We start from the raw sequence: 16,973 nt of genomic DNA, 5'->3' as shown, positions 1-16,973 counted from the left end.
CGGCACCATCTCTCCACCCTGGGGTGGACACCCGACCCGCTGCGAATCCACCCTTGGTCCACCCCTGCTCCGATCCTCTGACGTGCCCTCTTCCGTAGCGTCGAAGGCGTCGACAGCACCCGCTGCCGACATCTGCCCCTTCTTCGCCCACGGAGGCCTGATGTCCGGGCTCGTTGATGCCTTGCTGATCGTCGCCGTCGTCGCCCTGGTGGTCGTGCGGCAGTTCCGCACACGCCGGATAGACACGGACCGGCGCTGGTGGGTCGTGCCCGTGATCCTGGTCGTCGTGGCACTGCGTGAGCCCGGCCTGATCGACATCCATCACCGCGCGGAGTCGATCACCCTGCTCACGGCCGAACTGCTCATCGGCCTTGCCACCGGAGCCGGTTGGGCCTGGACCACCCGTGTCTGGGCGGAGGCGGACGGCGAGGTGTGGAGCCGGAGCACCAAGGCGAGTGTCGTCGTGTGGATCATCGGGATCGGCCTCCGCGTCGGTCTCTTCGCCCTGGGCGCCGCGCTCGGCGTCCACCAGCACACCCCGGCCCTTCTCCTCGCTCTCGCGGCGACGCTGCTGCTCCGCGCCGGAATCCTGCACTGGCGGACGAAGTCCCTGGATCTGACATCCCCGAACCCGGAGTCGCTTCACCCGGCGTCCACGCCCTCGGCGCACCGGCAGACCACGGCTTACGGTGACGGCGTGAGTCTGCGGAAGGAGCGGGTGTGACGAGGAACGACTGGTTGCGCTGGCCCTCCAGGGAGGCGCTCGGCCGCGAGGGAATATCACGCAACCGCCGTCGGCTCGCCTGGGCCACCCGGCTGCTGGTCCTCGGCATGCTGCTGTGGGGAGCCGTCAGCAGCCATCCGCCCCGGGGCTGGGACTCGGCTCTGGCCGTCGGCGGAGTCCTGTTCGCCGCGCTGCTCGCCTGGGCGCTCTACCGGACAACTTTCCAGCACCGACTGTGGCCCTCTCTGGCGCTTCTACTGCTGCTTCAAGGCCTCGCGGTCGTGGGTCAGGCCGCGGGTTTCCGGGTGCCGGCCCTCGTCGTGTGGTGCGCGTGCGCGATCACGGCCCTGGAGAGAATGCCCCTGTCAGCCGCTCTGCCCATGAGCGTGGTGGCCCTCGGTTCGTACGCGGTGGTGGACGACGACTCCTTGCTCACCACGACCGTCACCACCATCGGTCTCGCCCTCGCCGGATACGTCCTGCGGCTCGACGCCGAAGCGCGCGGCAACGCTCAGCGGCTCCTCGCCCAGGAGCGAGCCGCGCGGGCCGCCGAAGCGGAGTCGGCGGCACTCGCGGAGCGCGCCCGGATCGCGCGAGAGATCCACGACGTACTCGCGCACAGCCTCTCGGCGCAGATGGTGCACCTGGAAGCGGCCCGCCTACTGATCGAGCGCGGCGCCGACCGGGACCGGATACTCGAACGGGTGGTGGCGGCTCGGGGAATGGCCCGCGACGGTCTGGCCGAGACGAGACAGGCCCTGTCCGCGTTGAGGGGCGAGATGTCCCCGTTGGAGGACTACCTGAAGGAAATCGTCGGCGTGACGGACGACGTGGGCGTCACCATTACGGGTGAGCGCAGGCCGCTGCCGGCAGAGGCGTCGCAGGCCGTACGCCGGGTGGCCCAGGAGGCGCTGACCAATGTCCGCAAGCATGCTCCGGGCGCCAAGGTCCAGGTGCGGCTGGACTACAGCGATCACCAAGTGACGCTGGACGTACGGGACTCGGGCGGTTCGCCGGGCGAACTCAAGGGGGTGGGCGGCGGGTACGGTCTGTTGGGCATGCGAGAGCGCGCCGAGTTGCTGGGCGGTTCGCTGGATGCCGGGCCGGACGAGAAGGGGTTCGTGGTGACGCTGAGGGTGCCGACATGACGGAGGAGGCCGGCCGGGAATCCGCGCGGGTGGTGGTCGCGGACGACCAGACCGTCGTACGGGAAGGCATCGTGATGCTGCTCGGTCTGCTGCCCGGGATCGAGGTAGTCGGAGCGGCCGGGGACGGGGACGAGGCCGTGCAGCTGGTCGCCGAACTGGCGCCGGACGTGGTCCTGATGGACCTGCGCATGCCGCGTTGTGACGGCGTCGAGGCGACTCGGCGGATCAGGGCGGAGTATCCCGGGACCCAGGTCGTGGTGCTCACGACGTTCGCGGACGACGAGTCGCTGTTCCGCGCGCTGCGGGCAGGCGCGCGCGGCTATCTCACAAAGGACGCGGACGGCGACGAAATCGTCAGGGCGGTGCACAGCGTGCTGTCCGGGGACGCGGGGCTGTCGCCGAGCATCCAGCGGCGGCTCCTGGAGCGGCTGACGGAGCCTGAGAAGAAGCAGGACGCGCCCGCCGAGCCGCCCGACGGGCTCACCACGAGGGAGACCGAGGTGCTGATGCTGATCGCGGACGGCCTCAGCAACCAGGAGATCGCAATCAAGCTGCATGTCTCCACGGCGACCGTGAAGACCCACATCAACAACCTCTTCGCCAAGACGGGAATCAAGGACCGTGCGCAGGCGGTGCGTTACGCCTATGGGAAGGGGTTGGTGCGTCCCCCCACGGGGTGAATCACCTAATGGGGTGAACACCGTGGCGAAGAAGAGTCGGGGATCTTCCCGTTCTGTCCATCCTTGGGCATGCAGTCAAGCACCGGTCGTCCTCGCAGGCGCGGGGGCGGTCCTGAGAGTTCGGCCAAGACCCATGAAGGTCATGCCGCCGTCCCGACCCATGGGGAGGTGGGCGGGGACACGCGGTTCGACGACCCCTGGTACGACGCGCTCGCCTCTGGCTGGGGTGAGTTGGACGGTACGGGTGCGCCCGCTCCCGTCGTTCCGCCCGCGCGCCGGGAGCAGGAGAGCCGGGGCGGTGGCGCGGCCGACGTCTATCTGGAGGTGCAGCGCAGCGCGGCCTTCCAGGAGGTACGCCGCCGGTACCGCAGGTTCGTGATCCCCGGTGTCGCGGTCTTCTTCTCCTGGTACGTGGGCTATGTGGTGACCGCGACCACGGCGCCCGGATTCATGGCGCGGCCCGTGACGGGCGCGGTGAACGTGGCGATGCTGGCGGGACTTGGACAGTTCCTCACGACGTTCCTGTTCACCTGGGCGTATGCGCGGCACGCACGGCTGCGCAGGGACCGGGCCGCGCTCGATCTGCGCTGGGACACCCAGGAACTGACGCGTGGCCTCCGAGGCGGTGGATCGTGACCGGCAACCATCAGATGCTGGCGCTGGTGCTGTTCAGCGCTTTCGTCGCCGTCACGCTGGCCATCACCACGTGGGTGAGCCGGCATCGACAGGGTTCGGCGGAGGAGTTCTACGCGGGCGGTCGGCTCTTCTCCCCGATGGAGAATGGTTTTGCCATCGCAGGCGACTACATGTCGGCCGCCTCCTTCCTCGGCATTTCCGGCCTCATCGCGCTCTTCGGCTACGACGGGCTGCTGTACTCGGTGGGCTTCCTGGTGGCCTGGCTCGTCGTGCTGTTCCTGGTCGCCGAACTGGTGCGCAACTGCGGGCGGTTCACGCTTGCCGACGTCATCGCGGCGCGGATGCGGGAGCGGCCGGTGCGGATCGCGGCGGGAACTTCCTCGGTCACCGTGTCCGTTCTGTATTTGGTGGCGCAAATGGTGGGAGCGGGCAGCCTGGTCGCGCTGCTGCTGGGCGGGACGAGCGAGGCGGCGCAGTCCTGGACGGTGATCGCGGTCGGCGCGCTCATGGTGATCTATGTGTCGTTGGGAGGAATGCGGGCCACTACCTGGATCCAGATCGTCAAGGCGGTCCTGCTGATGGGCGGGGCGATCGCGCTGACCGTACTGGTGTTGGTGCGGTTCCACGGCGACTTCGACCAGTTGCTCCGCACAGCGGCCGAGCGCAGTGGTCATGGTGACGCGTTTCTCGCACCCGGGCTGAGGTACGGCGGCGACTGGACCTCGCGTCTCGACTTCATGAGCCTGGGGCTCGCCCTCGTACTGGGTACGGCCGGGCTGCCGCACATCCTCTCCCGCTTCTACACCGTGCCGACCGCTCGGGCCGCGCGCCGTTCGGTCGTCTGGTCCATCGGGCTCATCGGCGGGTTCTATCTGATGACGATCGTCCTCGGCTTCGGCGCGGCAGCGATCGTCGGACCGCAGGCGGTCCGTGGGTCGAACGCGGCCGGGAACACGGCGGTCCCGCTGCTGGCCCTCGACCTGGGCGGTGGCGCGGACTCCACAGGCGGAACGGTTCTGTTCGCGATCGTCGCTGCCATTGCCTTCGCAACGATTCTCGCGGTGGTCGCAGGCATCACGCTCGCGTCCTCGGCATCCGTGGCGCACGACCTGTACGCGTCGCTGCGTCGCCCGCGCGCCAAGCCGCGCAGCGAGGTGGCCGTGGCCCGCACCGCCGCGGTCGGCATCGGCGTGGTCGCGATCGCCCTCGGCCTGTTGGCCCGCGACCTCAACGTCGCCTTCTTGGTGGGCCTCGCCTTCGCTGTCGCGGCGTCCGCGAATCTGCCGGTACTGCTCTACTCGCTGTTCTGGGGTGGCTTCACGACCCGGGGGGCGGTGTGGTCGGTGTACGGCGGGCTGATTCCGTCGGTGCTCCTCGTGCTGCTTTCGCCCGTGGTGTCAGGCAGCTCCGAGTCGCTGTTCCCGGGAGTGGACTTCCAGTACTTCCCGTTGCAGAACCCGGGGCTCGTCTCGATCCCGCTGGGATTCCTCGCCGGCTGGCTCGGCACGGTCACCTCGGCGGAGGACCCGGACAAGGCCAAGCATGCGGAGACCGAGGTGCGGTCGCTCACGGGAGCGGGAGCCGTTTAGCGGGCGGCGATTTCACTGTCGTACGACCCTGAGCGGGAGGCAGGCAAGACGCTCAGGGGGCCACCCATGCGTACCGGTGTTCGGGGCGGCCTGTGTCGCCGTACTTGAGGGAGAGACGGAGACGGCCTGCTTGTTCCAGGTGACGGAGATAGCGCTGGGCCGTGGATCGGCTCAATCCTGTCTCGGCGGCCACCTCGTGAGCCGAGAGCGGGTGGCCGGCGCGGTGCAGCACGCCGCAGATGAGGTCCGTGGTCGGTTCCGAGTGGCCGCTCGGGAGGTCGGGAGGTGAAGGTGCCGGCGGGGTGCGCAGGGCGCCGAAGATCCGGTCGACCTGCTCCTGGCCGGTGTGGCTCGGGTCGCCGACACGGTCGACGGTGCGGCGCAGGGCGGCGTAGGAGTCCAGGCGAGTGCGCAGAGCGGCGAAGGTGAACGGCTTGACCAGGTAGTGCAGCGCACCCAAACGCATCGCGGCCTGTACGGTCACCACGTCGCTCGCCGCCGTGATCATGATGACATCGGTGCAGTGGCCCTGTTCCCGCATACGGTGGACGAGTTCGAGTCCCGTCTGGTCGGGCAGGTAGTGGTCGAGCAGGACCAGGTCGATGGTGCCCTGCTGTACGGCGGCCAGGGCCTGGGCGGCGCTGTGCGCACGGGCAGCGATCCTGAACCCGGGAACCCTTTCCACGTACTTGGCGTTGATCTCCGCGACACGGAGGTCGTCGTCCACTACCAGGACGTCAATCATCGGGCCTCTCCCTCAGGGCCGACGAGCACAACAGACTTTTGCAAGCAGAAGAACGGCTTGCGTCCAGAAGACTGATGTTGTGGCATGCGCCATGTCTTCCGCCATCGAACTACGGGGCGCGAGCAAGATCTTCACAACTCCGTTGGGCTCGCCCGTCCTCAGGCGCGGGTCGCCCAGACATAACGGTGCTCCGGGCGGCCCGCGTCGCCGTACTTGAGCGTCAGCCTGGCCCGTCCGGTGCGCTCCAGGAGCTTCAGATAGCGCTGGGCGGTCTGGCGGCTCACCCCCGTCCGTTCGGCGATCTCCTGGGCCGACAGGGGGCCTTCGGCGTTGACCAGGGCGCGGCGCACGAGTTCCGCCGTGGTGGGGGAGTGCCCCTTGGGCAGTTCGGGCTCGGGCCCGGAGGACAGGGCGCCGAAGATCCGGTCCACCTCGGCCTGTTCGGCCTCGCCGCCGCCGTCGAGGGTGCGGCGCAGCTCCGCGTATGCCTCCAGCTTGGAGCGCAGCCCCGCGAAGGCGAACGGCTTGACCAGATACTGCAGCGCCCCCTGCCGCATCGCCGCCTGCACGGTCGACACGTCCCGGGCCGCCGTCACCATGATCACGTCGGTCTCGTGGCCGCGCCGACGCATCTCCTGGACGACCGAGAGGCCCGTGTCGTCGGGCAGGTAGTGGTCCATGAGGACGAGGTCCAACTGCGGCAGCGCCTCCAACTGCCGCAGTGCCTCGGCCGCGCTGTGCGCCTCCCCCGCGACGTGGAAGCCGGGCACCTTCTCCACGTACGCGGCGTTGACGCGCGCCACGCGGATGTCGTCGTCCACGACCAGTACCTCGATCATCTCGACTCCTCCTCGGGGGCGGTGGCGGGGGCGCTGGTGGCCGTGGTGGCGGCCGGCTCCAGGGACGGTTCCGTGTCCGGGACACGCACGTGCTGTCGTTCCGGCGCCGGGTCCGGCTCGGCGAGGGCCTCCGGCAGTACGACCATGAACTCGGCGCCCCCGCCCTCGGCATCGGCCACGCGCGCGCTGCCACCCTGCCGCTCCGCGAGCCGGCGTACCAGGGGGAGACCGATTCCGCGCTTGCCGTGCGCCGGGGGCTTCTTCGTGGACCACCCCTCCGTGAAGATCAACTCGCGCTGTTCCGCCGGGATTCCGGGCCCCGTGTCGCGCACTCTGAGGATCGCGGTACGGCCCTCCGCGCGCAGTTCGACCTCCACGCGTGCGTGCGCGGTGCCCGCGACGGCGTCCAGCGCGTTGTCGACCAGGTTGCCGACGACGGTGACCAGCCCCCTGGGATCGATCAGCCGGTCCGGGAGCAGCGTCCGGTCCGAGACCCACAGGGCGACGCCGCGCTCTGCCGCCACGGTGGACTTGCCGACCAGCAGAGCGGCGAGCAGCGGATCGCGGATCTTCTCGGCGACCTGCTCGGCGGTGGCCCGATGGTCGCCGACCACCTCGCCGACGAACTCCACGGCGTCGTCGAACATCTCCAGTTCGAGCAGCCCCAGGAGTGTGTGCATGCGGTTGGCGTGTTCGTGGTCCTGGGCGCGCAGGGCGTCGAGCAGACCGTGCGTGGAGTCGAGCTCGCGGCCGAGCTGCTCCAGCTCGGTGCGGTCGCGCAGAGTGGCGACGGCGCCCCCGTCGTCGGTGGGCATACGGTTGGCGACCAGCACACGCTGGCCGCGCACGGTGAGCAGGTCGGTTCCGGTCACCCGGCCGGCCAGTACATCGGTCGTACGTCCGGCGCCGAGCGCCTCGTCCAGGGAGCGGCCGACCGCCTCCTCGCCGATGCCCAGCAGGCGCTGTGCCTCGTCGTTGAGGAGCCGGACGCGGCCCGCGCGGTCCAGGGCGACGACACCCTCGCGGATGCCGTGCAGTACGGCCTCGCGTTCCGCGAGCAGTGCCGCGATGTCCGAGAAGGCCAGGTCACGGGTCTGCCGCTGGACTCTCCGGGAGATCACCCAGGCGGCGAGGGCGCCGACGGCCATGGCGCCGCCCGCATAGGCGAGCAGCCCCGGAATCGCGTGGAACAGCAGTGCGCGCACGCTGTCGTACTCGATGCCCACCGAGACAGCCCCGACGACCCTGCCGCCGGTGTCGCGCAGCGGCACCTTGCCTCGGGCCGAGCGGCCCAGGGTGCCACTGTCGATCTCCATGACCTCCTTGCCCGCCAGGGCCTGGCGGGGATCGGTGGAGACGACCCGGCCGATCTCCTTCGGATCCGTGTGCGACCAGCGCACGCCCCGCATGTCCATCACCACGACGTACTCGGCCCCGCTGGCCTTCCGGATCCGCTCCGCCTCGGCCTGCACCGGCCCGTCGACCGACGGCCTGCTTCCCTGCAGATCCTCGGCGATCTGCCGCTGGGCCGCTGTGGTCTGCGCGATCGCCAGCGCCCGGCGCATCGCCTGGTCGTCCAGCTGATCGCTGAGCGGCGCGAGGAACAGCCCGGTCGCGAGCACCGCGACTCCCGCGGCGATCGCCACCTGCATCAGCAGCACCTGCGAGAACATCCGCCGCGGCAGACCGAGGCGCAGGCGGCGTACGGGGGGAGTGGGGCTCATACCCATGACGGTACGGGGATGAGCGGCCTGTGCCGTAGTGGGGTGTGACGTGGATCCCTTGATCAATGCGTGTACAGGCGTGTACGGGGGTGCTTGACGGGTGGACTGCGGGCCGTACGGGGTGACGCCGCGCGGTCAGTGCACTGGAGCCGTGGACAGCACTACTTCAGTTCGCGCACCGCCACCACGTCCATCCGCGCCGGCGAACCCAACGCCGATCCGCAGCTCTCCGGGCGAGGCGGCAGCGAGGCACCCTGGGCCACCGCGACACTCCACCGGCGCCCGTCCGTGTGAGCGACGGTCACTTCCCAGCGCGGCGCCGAGCCGTCCGTTCGTACGATGCTCAGCGCGTCCGTCGCGTACTCGCGCGCCGCCGAGCGGACGGCCAGTTCCGCGGCCTGTCCGGGCCGCTCCCAGGCGGAGCCGCCGCGGCAGCCCTCCACAACGACACGCCCTTCGCGTACGCCCTGGAGGATCTCCTTGACGTGCGGGGCCTGGGCGCGGCCGTATGCGTATCCGTACGGCAGGACGAGCAGCGTCGGTGAGAAGCGATGTCCGCCGAGGTGCGTGACCTCCCAGGCGCCCTCGACCCCGGAGGCGGCCAGCTCGGCGGCGAGGGGGCGGCCGAGCAGCGCGCAGCAGCGGTCGCGCTTGCCGTTGGTGCAGACGAGCGCGAGGGGGTCCCCGGTGTGGGGCCGTCCCTGGAGCACGGTGTCGAAGGTATGCGGGGCGCCCTTGCCGAGGGCGGCGAAGTCGAGGTCGAGCAGTTGCTCGGGATCGCGGGTCGTGGCGCTGTGCAGCCAGCCGTTGCCGGGCGTGGTGTGGGCCACGTACACCCGCCGTACGGCAGGTGGCCCGAAGTCGGCGTGACGGCCGGGGCGGCGGATCAGGGCGATCCGTACGCCGGTGCCCTCAGCGGCCTTCTCCAGGGCCCTGCCGAGTGCGGGGTCCAGGTGGCTCGTGGTGAGCGCCTGGGCACCCCACGGGCCCGGCTGCTCGAGCAGCAGCCATGTCCTCGCGGTCGCCGCGGTTCCCGCGATGGGCTCGTCGAGGTCCCGGGAGACGGTTGCGCACCTACTCACAGAGGTGAGCCTAACCTGACTTGGAGCGGGGCGACTTCCAGCCGCGCGGAACGGGTGGTTCCGTCATCGGCCGGCTACCCCGGGAGCGGTTGCGGAGGGCGCTCACCCACGTAGGTTCCGGATGGGCGCATCCGCAGTGGACGCTCGCCGTACTCCTCCAGGGCGTGTGCGATCCAGCCCGCCGTACGGGCGACGGCGAAGATCGTCTCGCCTGCCGACGCTCCCATGCCGCAGGCGACCGTGAAGACGGCCAGGGCAAGGTCCACGTTGGCGTGCAGCGGTGTGTGGCGGGCGGTGGTGGTCACGATGTCGCGGGCCGCGGCGAGGGCGGGCGCGGCGTGGGGCATCTCCTCCAGGAGGGCGAAGAGGGCACGCGCGCGTGGATCCACGCCGGGGTAGAGCCGGTGGCCGAGCCCTGGGACGCGGCGGCCCGCACGCAGTTCGTCCGCGACCACGGGAGCCGCGTTGCCCTCGTCGAGCACGTCGAGGAGCATCCGGTGCGCCAGGCCGCTGGCGGCGCCGTGGAGCGGGCCTTCGAGGACGCCGAGCCCGGCCGAGACGGCTGCGTAGGGGTGCGCGCGGGCGGACGCGGCGACGCGTACGGCGAGGGTCGAGGCGGCGAGGTCGTGGTCGACGAGGAGGCCGAGTGCCGTGTCCAGGGCGCGCAGCGACGCCTCGTCGGCGATCCGGACGGTGAGCCGGGCCCATAGGCGGTGGGCCAGTGGGCCTTCGTCGCGGTGGTTGGGCGAGCGTGGCGGCAGGGCGGCGACGAGCGTGGGGATGAGGGTGCGGGCGGTGCCCAGGACGGTGTCCTCGGAGAGGTCGAAACGGAGCGGATCGGCCGCAGCCGCGGCGATCGCGGCGACCCGGAGCCGGTCGACCGGGTCACTGTGCTCCGGCAGCGCGTTGACGCAGCGGCGTGCGGCGGCGACGGAGGCCTTGGGAGCGGTGAAAGTGACCCCGGGGCGCAGAGTGCCGGTCCACAGCCATTCGGCGACTTCTTCGTAGGAGTGGCGCGCGGCCAGCTCGGCGGCGTCGACGCCCCGGAAGTAGTACCGGCCGTTGTCGATGAGGGTGAGCCGGGTCCGTACGGACAGCTCACCGCCGGAGCTCGAACTCCCGCTGCCCTCACGCTTGTTGCGGCGGGCGAGAGTCTCCACCTCGTTGGCGTCGAAGGTGCTGCCGCGGCCACCGGGATCGCGGCGGCTGCTGAGCTGACCGCGACTCACGTACGCGTACACGGTCTCGGGCTTCACGCCGAGCAGTTCGGCGGTCTCCCTGGTGCTCAGCCGACGGCTCGTGTGGTCGGGGGCGGGTTCTTGATCGCGCATGGGTGTCACCGTATCCATATGGATCATATGTTGATTCAATCAATATTGACATCGATTAAGTCAATCATGGACAGTCAAATCAAGTTCAGGGAGGAATCATGCCGATCAACCGGGCCGCTACAACCGCAACCACCGCTGTCGACGTACCGCGGGGGCTCGCGGGCGTCGTCGTCACCGACACCCGAATTGGTGACGTCAGGGGGCGCGAGGGTTTTTACCACTACCGCCAGTACTCCGCTGTCGAACTCGCGCAGACCCGGGGCTTCGAGGATGTCTGGCACCTCCTGGTCCACGGGGAACTGCCGGACGCGGACCGTCTCGCCGCCTTCACCGCGCAGACGTCGGCGCTGCGGCGGCTGCCCGACGAGGTGCGGGCGGCACTGCCGGCGATCGCGGCGGCGAGTGGCCGATCCGGACCGCTGGCCGGAATGCGCACGGCGCTGTCGCTGCTCGGCGCGGCAAAAGGCTTCCGCCCCGTGTATGACATCGACGCAGAGCAGCGGCGTGCGGACGCCCTGGTCGCCTCAGCGGCCGTGCCGACCGTCCTGACGGCGCTGCATCGGCTGGGCAAGGGCCTTGACCCGGTTGAGCCCCGGGACGACCTCCCGTATGCGGCCAACTACCTGTACATGTTGACCGGGTCGGAGCCGGACCCGCTGCACGCCAGGGCGATCGAGCAATACCTGATCTCAACCATTGATCACGGATTCAACGCATCAACATTCACGGCGCGGGTCATCACATCGACCGGGGCGGATGTGGCGGCGTGTCTGGTCGGAGCAGTGGGAGCACTGTCCGGCCCGCTGCACGGCGGCGCCCCGAGCCGCGCGCTGGACACCCTGGATGCGATCGGGACGACGGACCGCATCGACGCCTGGATCCGCGAACGCGTTCTCGCCGGCGACCGCGTCATGGGTTTCGGTCACCCGGTCTACCGCACGGAGGACCCCCGTTCCCGCATGCTCCGGGGCATCGCCGAGCAGTTCGGTGGCCCGCTGGTCGAGCTGGCGGTCGAGGTCGAGCGACGGGTGGAGGCGATCCTGGCCGAACTGAAGCCGGGCCGCGAACTGCACACGAACGTCGAGTTCTACGCGGGCGTGGTCATGGAACTGTGCGGCCTGCCGCGCGAGATGTTCACGCCGACGTTCGCGGCGGCCCGTGTGGTGGGCTGGAGTGCCAACATCCTGGAACAGGCGGAGGACTCGAAGATCATTCGGCCGGCGGCGCGGTACGTGGGGCCTGTACCCCCGGTGGCGGTGCCGTTGAAGGTCTGACGGCGGCCCGGAGGCGGTCCGCTGTCCGCAGGAGGCCTGACACACGTGTGGCCTGGTGCCGTTCTGGCGCCAGGCCTCATCGGGCTCGATCGAACAGGGACGGGGTGCCGGACTGCTCGTCGTCTAGGTGCCCTGATCTCTCAACGGTGCAGTGAGGTCAGGCGATTGGCGGACGCGTCTCGGGTGGGCGCGTGCTCGTGCGGTGATGTCAGGCGTCGGGAATGTCCGCCTTGGCGCGGATCAATGTCTCCCGGCTCACTACGACGATGCGTTCGTAGTCGGCACGAGCGGCGTCGGCGGGCAGCTCGCCGTCCAGCGCCTCGGTGGCCTCGGTGCCGATGACGGCGAAATTACCGTCACTGAGTTCGAACACGTCCGGGCAGTTGGCTCCTGAGTTACTGCCTCGGGCGCTCGGAGGCACACCGATGCGGCGCACGATCTTCAATGTGGGGTACCGGTCCTTCAAAGGTTCTGGGGACAGTGTTGGGCAGAAAGCTACTGCGATCGACGGTGCCTTCGTCCCCGCATCACCGAAAGTCGCTGGGTCGTGTCGTCGACGCGGGCGGGTTGACCGGCAAGTTGTCGCAGGTAGGCGTCAGTCCGACGGGGGATTGCCCACGACCCACCACTCGTCCGTATCGGCCTCGTCCAGGTCCCTGACAAGACCGTCGACCATCCGTCCGATCACGGCCTCGTCGGACGAGTCGTTCAGGGTCGCGCGCTGGCTCTTCGACGCTTCCCAGTAGTCCCGGAAGAGGGAGCTCTGGAAGAACTCGCGCAGGTACGTGTACAGCCCCTCCCGGTCCAGGATGTCGGCCTTGTAGAGGTGGAAGAGGTGGGAGTACCACGCGTTGGCGTACAGGAACTGCCTGCGTTTCTCCACCGGGATGCTCTTGTCGTAGGTATCGATCACCGCGGCGAGGGAGGGATCGTCGATCGCCCTGGCGAGTAGTTCCCAGTGCATGCGCTGCTGGTGTGCCAGAGCCTTGCGCCGGACCGCCAGTTCCTCGATCTCCAGGAGCCTTTCCTGGAGGCGTACCGCGTCGAGGCGCCGCTGTCGCGCTGCCAGCGTCACCGAGGCGGCGGCGAGCAGGAGAGTGAGCGCGGTGGAGCCCAGCCTCCCCGCAGAGTGCTTCCCTGTAGCCATGTCAACCCCCGAATCAGGCGGCCGTCCGCCGGTCGTCGGAGTGCGGGTCGACGGAGGGGGACCGGCGAGCGATGGGCGGCGCTTGCCGCCTCCAGAGTGCCGAGCGGCTCTGATCGGCGGGGGAGGCGGAGAGGAGGCGCACGGAAGGAAGCGAGGGTCGCACACTCCGGCGCCATGCCCAACGTGTGCCCCGCCCCGGCTGCCGACAATCGTTCACTCAGCGATGATTCCTCCGGCTCGTATCCTGGGGCGGCATTCGTTCCTCGTACGTGCGCGAGGCCGTGAGCCGGTGTGCGCGTCGGCGTGAGAGAGGTCGCAGATTGAATCAGCCGAGTCCGAGCCAGAGTCCTCGGCAGATCCCCGTCATCGTCCTCACCGGCTTCCTCGGTTCCGGCAAGACCACCCTCCTCAACCACCTTCTCCACCGCAGCGGCGGCAGCCGTATCGGGGCCATCGTCAATGACTTCGGGGCCATCGAGATCGACGCGATGGCCGTCGCGGGGGCGCTGGGGGACTCCACCGTGTCGCTGGGCAATGGATGTCTGTGCTGTGCTGTTGATGCGAGCGAACTTGATGTCTATCTTGATCGACTCACTCAACCCTCGGCCCGGATCGACGTCATCGTCATCGAGGCCAGTGGGCTCGCCGAGCCGCAGGAACTCGTACGGATGGTGCTCGCCAGTGAGAATCCCCGGGTCGTGTACGGGGGGCTCGTCGAGGTCGTCGACGCCGTCGAGTTCGATGACACCCGGGTGAAGCACCCCGAGGTCGACCGGCATCTGGCCCTCGCCGATCTCGTCGTCGTCAACAAGGTCGGGCGGGTCGCCGACGGCGGTGAACGGGTCCTGGGGATCGTCCGCGGGCTGGTCGACCGTGCAGCTGTCGTGCCGGCCGACTACGGGCGGGTCGACCCCGAGTTCCTCTTCGACTGCCGGCCGACCCAGGAACGCATCGGTCAGCTGACCTTCGACGACCTGAACGACCACGGCGAGGGCGAAGACGGTCACGAGGACAGCGCGGGGGACCATTCCGGGCATCTGCACGCCGCCTACGACAGCCTCTCCTTCAGCTCCTCGACCCCCCTCCATCCGCGTCGGCTGATGGACTTCCTCGACAGTCGGCCCGAAGGGCTCTACCGAATCAAGGGGTACGTCGACTTCGGGCCGCACGACCCGGGCAACCGGTACGCCGTGCATGCCGTCGGGCGGTTCCTGCGGTTCTATCCGGAGCCCTGGGGTGACGGCGAGGAGCGTCTCAGCAGGCTCGTCCTCATCGGGTCCGGGATCCAACTGCCCGTCCTCGGAAAGGACTTGGAGGCATGCATGGATGACGCCCCACACGCCGACGAGCACAACATGTGGGGCGTCCTGAGGTACGTACAGGAGCGGAGCCCGGAGGTTTCCGAAGAAGCCGGCGGACTCACACCAGGCTGACCTGCACCGGGCTGACCTACACCGGGCCCGTCACCACGCCCACCGTCTTCGGCAGGGACACGCCCGAACCATCGCGGCGCGGGTCCATCTCCGGGAGCTCCGCCGGGGTGCCGTTCTTCTGGGACGCTCGCGCCGGTGTCGGGCCCGCCCAGGCCAGGGACAGACAGTCCTCGCCCTTCAGGAACCGCTGGCAGCGGACGCCGCCGGTGGCGCGGCCCTTGCGCGGATACTGGTCGAACGGTGTCAGCTTCGCCGTCGTCTGCACGGAGTCGTCCAGCGTGCCCCGTGAGCCGGCGACCGTGAAGACGACCGCGTCCACCGCCGGGTCCACCGCCGTGAACGAGATCACCTTGGCGCCGTCCGTGAGCTTGATGCCGGACATGCCGCCGGCCGGGCGGCCCTGGGGGCGGACGTGGGCAGCCTGGAAACGCAGCAACTGGGCGTCGTCCGTGATGAAGACGAGGTCCTCCTCGCCCGTGCGCAGCTCGGCGGCGCCGACGATGCGGTCGCCGTCCTTGAGCGTGATGACCTCCAACTCCTCCTTGTTGGCAGGGTAGTCGGGGACCACACGCTTGACGACGCCCTGTTCAGTGCCGATCGCGAGGCCCGGGGACGACTCGTCGAGCGTCGTCAGGCAGACCACCGTCTCGCCGTCCTCCAGGGAGAGGAACTCCGACAGCGGGGCGCCGCCCGAGAGGTTGGGCGCCGCCATCGTGTCGGGCAGCCGGGGAAGATCGATGACGTTGATACGCAGCAGACGGCCGGCCGACGTCACCGCGCCCACCTCGCCCCGTGCCGTCGCCGGGACCGCGGAGACGATCAGGTCGTGCTTCGCGCGCCGACCGTCCTCGTCCGCCGGGAACGGCTCGCCGTTCGCCGTACGCGCCAGCAGGTCCGTCGAGGACAGCAGGACCCGGCACGGGTCGTCGGCCACCTGGAGCGAGACGCCGGCCGCAGGGGCGGCGCCGGCCGACTCCAGCAGGACCGTACGCCGCTCGGTGCCGAACTTCTTGGCCACCGCGGCCAGTTCGGTCGAGACCAGCTTGCGCAGCTCCGCGTCCGACTCCAGGATCCGGGTCAGTTCCGCGATCTCGGCGGCCAGCCGGTCCTTCTCGGACTCCAGCTCGATACGGTCGAACCGGGTCAGCCGGCGCAGCGGGGTGTCCAGGATGTACTGCGTCTGGATCTCCGAGAGGGAGAACCGCTCCATCAGGCGTTCCTTCGCCTGCGCGGAGTTGTCGCTGGAGCGGATCAGCCGAATGACCTCGTCGATGTCGACGAGCGCGGTGAGCAGGCCCTCGACCAGGTGCAGCCGGTCGCGGCGCTTGCTGCGGCGGAACTCCGATCGACGCCGTACGACCTCGAAGCGGTGGTCGAGATAGACCTCCAGGAGCTCCTTGAGGCCGAGAGTGAGGGGCTGGCCGTCCACCAGCGCCACGTTGTTGATACCGAAGGACTCCTCCATCGGCGTCAGCTTGTAGAGCTGCTCCAGGACCGCTTCCGGCACGAAACCGTTCTTGATCTCGATGACCAGGCGCAGGCCGTGGCTGCGGTCGGTGAGGTCCTTGACGTCGGCGATGCCCTGGAGCTTCTTCGAGCCGACCAGGTCCTTGATCTTGGCGATCACCTTTTCCGGGCCGACCGTGAAGGGCAGTTCGGTGACGACCAGGCCCATGCGGCGTGGGGTCACGTTCTCCACCGCCACCGTCGCGCGGATCTTGAACGTGCCGCGGCCCGTCTCGTACGCGTCCCTGATCCCGGCGAGACCGACGATCCGGCCACCGGTGGGCAGGTCGGGGCCCGGGACATGCCGCATCAGGGTGTCGAGGTCGGCGGCCGGGTAGCGGATGAGGTGACGGGCGGCCGAGATGACCTCGCCGAGGTTGTGCGGCGGCATGTTCGTGGCCATACCGACGGCGATGCCCGACGCGCCGTTCACCAGCAGGTTCGGGAAGGCGGCGGGCAGCGCCACCGGCTCCTGTTCCTGCCCGTCGTAGTTGGGGGCGAAGTCGACCGTGTCCTCTTCGATCGACTCCGTCATCAGGGACGTCGCGTCGGCCATGCGGGCCTCGGTGTACCGCATGGCGGCCGGCGGGTCGTCGTTGCCCAGCGAACCGAAGTTGCCGTGGCCGTCGACCAGCGGCACGCGCATGGAGAACGGCTGGGCGAGACGCACCAAGGCGTCGTAGATCGACGAGTCGCCGTGCGGGTGCAGCTTACCCATGACCTCGCCGACGACGCGGGCGCACTTCACATAGCCGCGGTCCGGGCGCAGGCCCATCTCGTTCATCTGGTACACGATGCGGCGGTGTACGGGTTTGAGGCCGTCGCGGGCGTCGGGCAGGGCTCGGGAGTAGATGACCGAGTACGCGTACTCGAGGAAGGAGCCCTGCATCTCGTCGACGACGTCGATGTCGAGGATCCGCTCCTCGAAGTCATCGGGCGGCGGGGTCTTCGTGCTGCGGCGGGCCATCGCTGCCGGCTCCTTGCTGAGACATGAACGGGATCTGACGCGGACCATTGTGGACTGCCGCACTGACAACGCGGACCAAGGCCCGTCCCTGCGGCGGTGTTGGGCGGTGGCCGCTGATGCTGAAACGTACCGCCTCCCACCCGAGGAA

At 69.5% G+C, this 16,973-nt stretch carries 15 protein-coding genes; 7 read left to right on the top strand and 8 right to left on the bottom strand.

Annotated elements, in window-relative coordinates; translation table 11 throughout:
* Positions 1 to 160: 160 nt before the first annotated feature.
* The 5 genes from OG734_RS11280 to OG734_RS11260 all read left to right on the top strand — a co-directional run bounded on the left by OG734_RS11280 (position 161) and on the right by OG734_RS11260 (position 4,777).
* Positions 161 to 724 (top strand): DUF1453 domain-containing protein, encoded by a 564-nt coding sequence (locus OG734_RS11280; protein WP_330293629.1) that lies wholly within the window; start codon positions 161 to 163, stop codon positions 722 to 724.
* Complete coding sequence (locus OG734_RS11275; RefSeq protein ID WP_330287363.1) at positions 721 to 1,872, top strand: sensor histidine kinase; 1,152 nt, start codon at positions 721 to 723, stop codon at positions 1,870 to 1,872. The genes OG734_RS11280 and OG734_RS11275 overlap by 4 nt, the downstream gene beginning before the upstream one ends.
* Complete coding sequence (locus tag OG734_RS11270) at positions 1,869 to 2,552, top strand: response regulator transcription factor (protein WP_330287362.1); 684 nt, start codon at positions 1,869 to 1,871, stop codon at positions 2,550 to 2,552. The genes OG734_RS11275 and OG734_RS11270 overlap by 4 nt, the downstream gene beginning before the upstream one ends.
* Positions 2,553 to 2,621: 69 nt before the next feature.
* On the top strand, positions 2,622 to 3,188 hold the full coding sequence (locus OG734_RS11265) for a DUF485 domain-containing protein (RefSeq protein WP_330287361.1): 567 nt from the start codon (positions 2,622 to 2,624) through the stop codon (positions 3,186 to 3,188).
* Positions 3,185 to 4,777 (top strand): solute symporter family protein, encoded by a 1,593-nt coding sequence (locus OG734_RS11260; protein ID WP_330287360.1) that lies wholly within the window; start codon positions 3,185 to 3,187, stop codon positions 4,775 to 4,777. Before OG734_RS11265 ends, OG734_RS11260 begins: the two co-directional genes overlap by 4 nt.
* A 52-nt stretch (positions 4,778 to 4,829) precedes the next feature.
* On the opposite strand, the gene OG734_RS11255 is transcribed toward OG734_RS11260, so the two are convergent.
* The 5 genes from OG734_RS11255 to OG734_RS11235 all read right to left on the bottom strand — a co-directional run bounded on the left by OG734_RS11255 (position 4,830) and on the right by OG734_RS11235 (position 10,498).
* Positions 4,830 to 5,522, bottom strand: coding sequence for a response regulator (locus OG734_RS11255; RefSeq protein ID WP_330287359.1), 693 nt, complete (start codon positions 5,520 to 5,522; stop codon positions 4,830 to 4,832).
* Positions 5,523 to 5,680: 158 nt separating this feature from the next.
* Complete coding sequence (locus OG734_RS11250) at positions 5,681 to 6,361, bottom strand: response regulator (protein ID WP_330287358.1); 681 nt, start codon at positions 6,359 to 6,361, stop codon at positions 5,681 to 5,683.
* Positions 6,358 to 8,085, bottom strand: coding sequence for a sensor histidine kinase (locus tag OG734_RS11245; protein ID WP_330287357.1), 1,728 nt, complete (start codon positions 8,083 to 8,085; stop codon positions 6,358 to 6,360). Before OG734_RS11245 ends, OG734_RS11250 begins: the two co-directional genes overlap by 4 nt.
* 161 nt (positions 8,086 to 8,246) lie before the next feature.
* Entirely contained in the window at positions 8,247 to 9,167 is a 921-nt protein-coding gene (locus OG734_RS11240; RefSeq protein WP_330287356.1) for a sucrase ferredoxin, read from the bottom strand.
* A gap of 74 nt (positions 9,168 to 9,241) precedes the next feature.
* On the bottom strand, positions 9,242 to 10,498 hold the full coding sequence (locus OG734_RS11235; protein WP_330287355.1) for a citrate synthase family protein: 1,257 nt from the start codon (positions 10,496 to 10,498) through the stop codon (positions 9,242 to 9,244).
* A 98-nt stretch (positions 10,499 to 10,596) separates the two neighbouring features.
* Here OG734_RS11235 and OG734_RS11230 point away from each other — a divergent pair, with 98 nt between their 5' ends.
* Complete coding sequence (locus OG734_RS11230) at positions 10,597 to 11,772, top strand: citrate synthase/methylcitrate synthase (RefSeq protein WP_330287354.1); 1,176 nt, start codon at positions 10,597 to 10,599, stop codon at positions 11,770 to 11,772.
* Between the two features lie 208 nt (positions 11,773 to 11,980).
* Here OG734_RS11230 and OG734_RS11225 read toward each other — a convergent pair whose 3' ends face one another.
* Positions 11,981 to 12,217 carry a hypothetical protein gene (locus OG734_RS11225; protein ID WP_086772214.1) on the bottom strand — a complete coding sequence of 79 codons (237 nt, stop codon included), beginning with the start codon at positions 12,215 to 12,217 and terminating at the stop codon, positions 11,981 to 11,983.
* 150 nt (positions 12,218 to 12,367) lie between these two features.
* Complete coding sequence (locus OG734_RS11220; RefSeq protein ID WP_330287353.1) at positions 12,368 to 12,919, bottom strand: DUF6082 family protein; 552 nt, start codon at positions 12,917 to 12,919, stop codon at positions 12,368 to 12,370.
* Positions 12,920 to 13,239: 320 nt separating this feature from the next.
* On the opposite strand from OG734_RS11220, the gene OG734_RS11215 reads away from it, so the two are divergent.
* Positions 13,240 to 14,352 carry a CobW family GTP-binding protein gene (locus OG734_RS11215; protein ID WP_330287352.1) on the top strand — a complete coding sequence of 371 codons (1,113 nt, stop codon included), beginning with the start codon at positions 13,240 to 13,242 and terminating at the stop codon, positions 14,350 to 14,352.
* A 16-nt stretch (positions 14,353 to 14,368) separates the two neighbouring features.
* On the opposite strand, the gene OG734_RS11210 is transcribed toward OG734_RS11215, so the two are convergent.
* A complete protein-coding gene (locus OG734_RS11210; RefSeq protein ID WP_330287351.1) occupies positions 14,369 to 16,825 on the bottom strand; it encodes a DNA gyrase/topoisomerase IV subunit A in 2,457 nt (818 codons plus the stop codon).
* Between the last annotated feature and the right edge of the window lie 148 nt (positions 16,826 to 16,973).

Source organism: Streptomyces sp. NBC_00576, from assembly GCF_036345175.1.
Taxonomy (GTDB): domain Bacteria; phylum Actinomycetota; class Actinomycetes; order Streptomycetales; family Streptomycetaceae; genus Streptomyces.
This window is presented reverse-complemented; position numbering and strand designations above follow the sequence as displayed.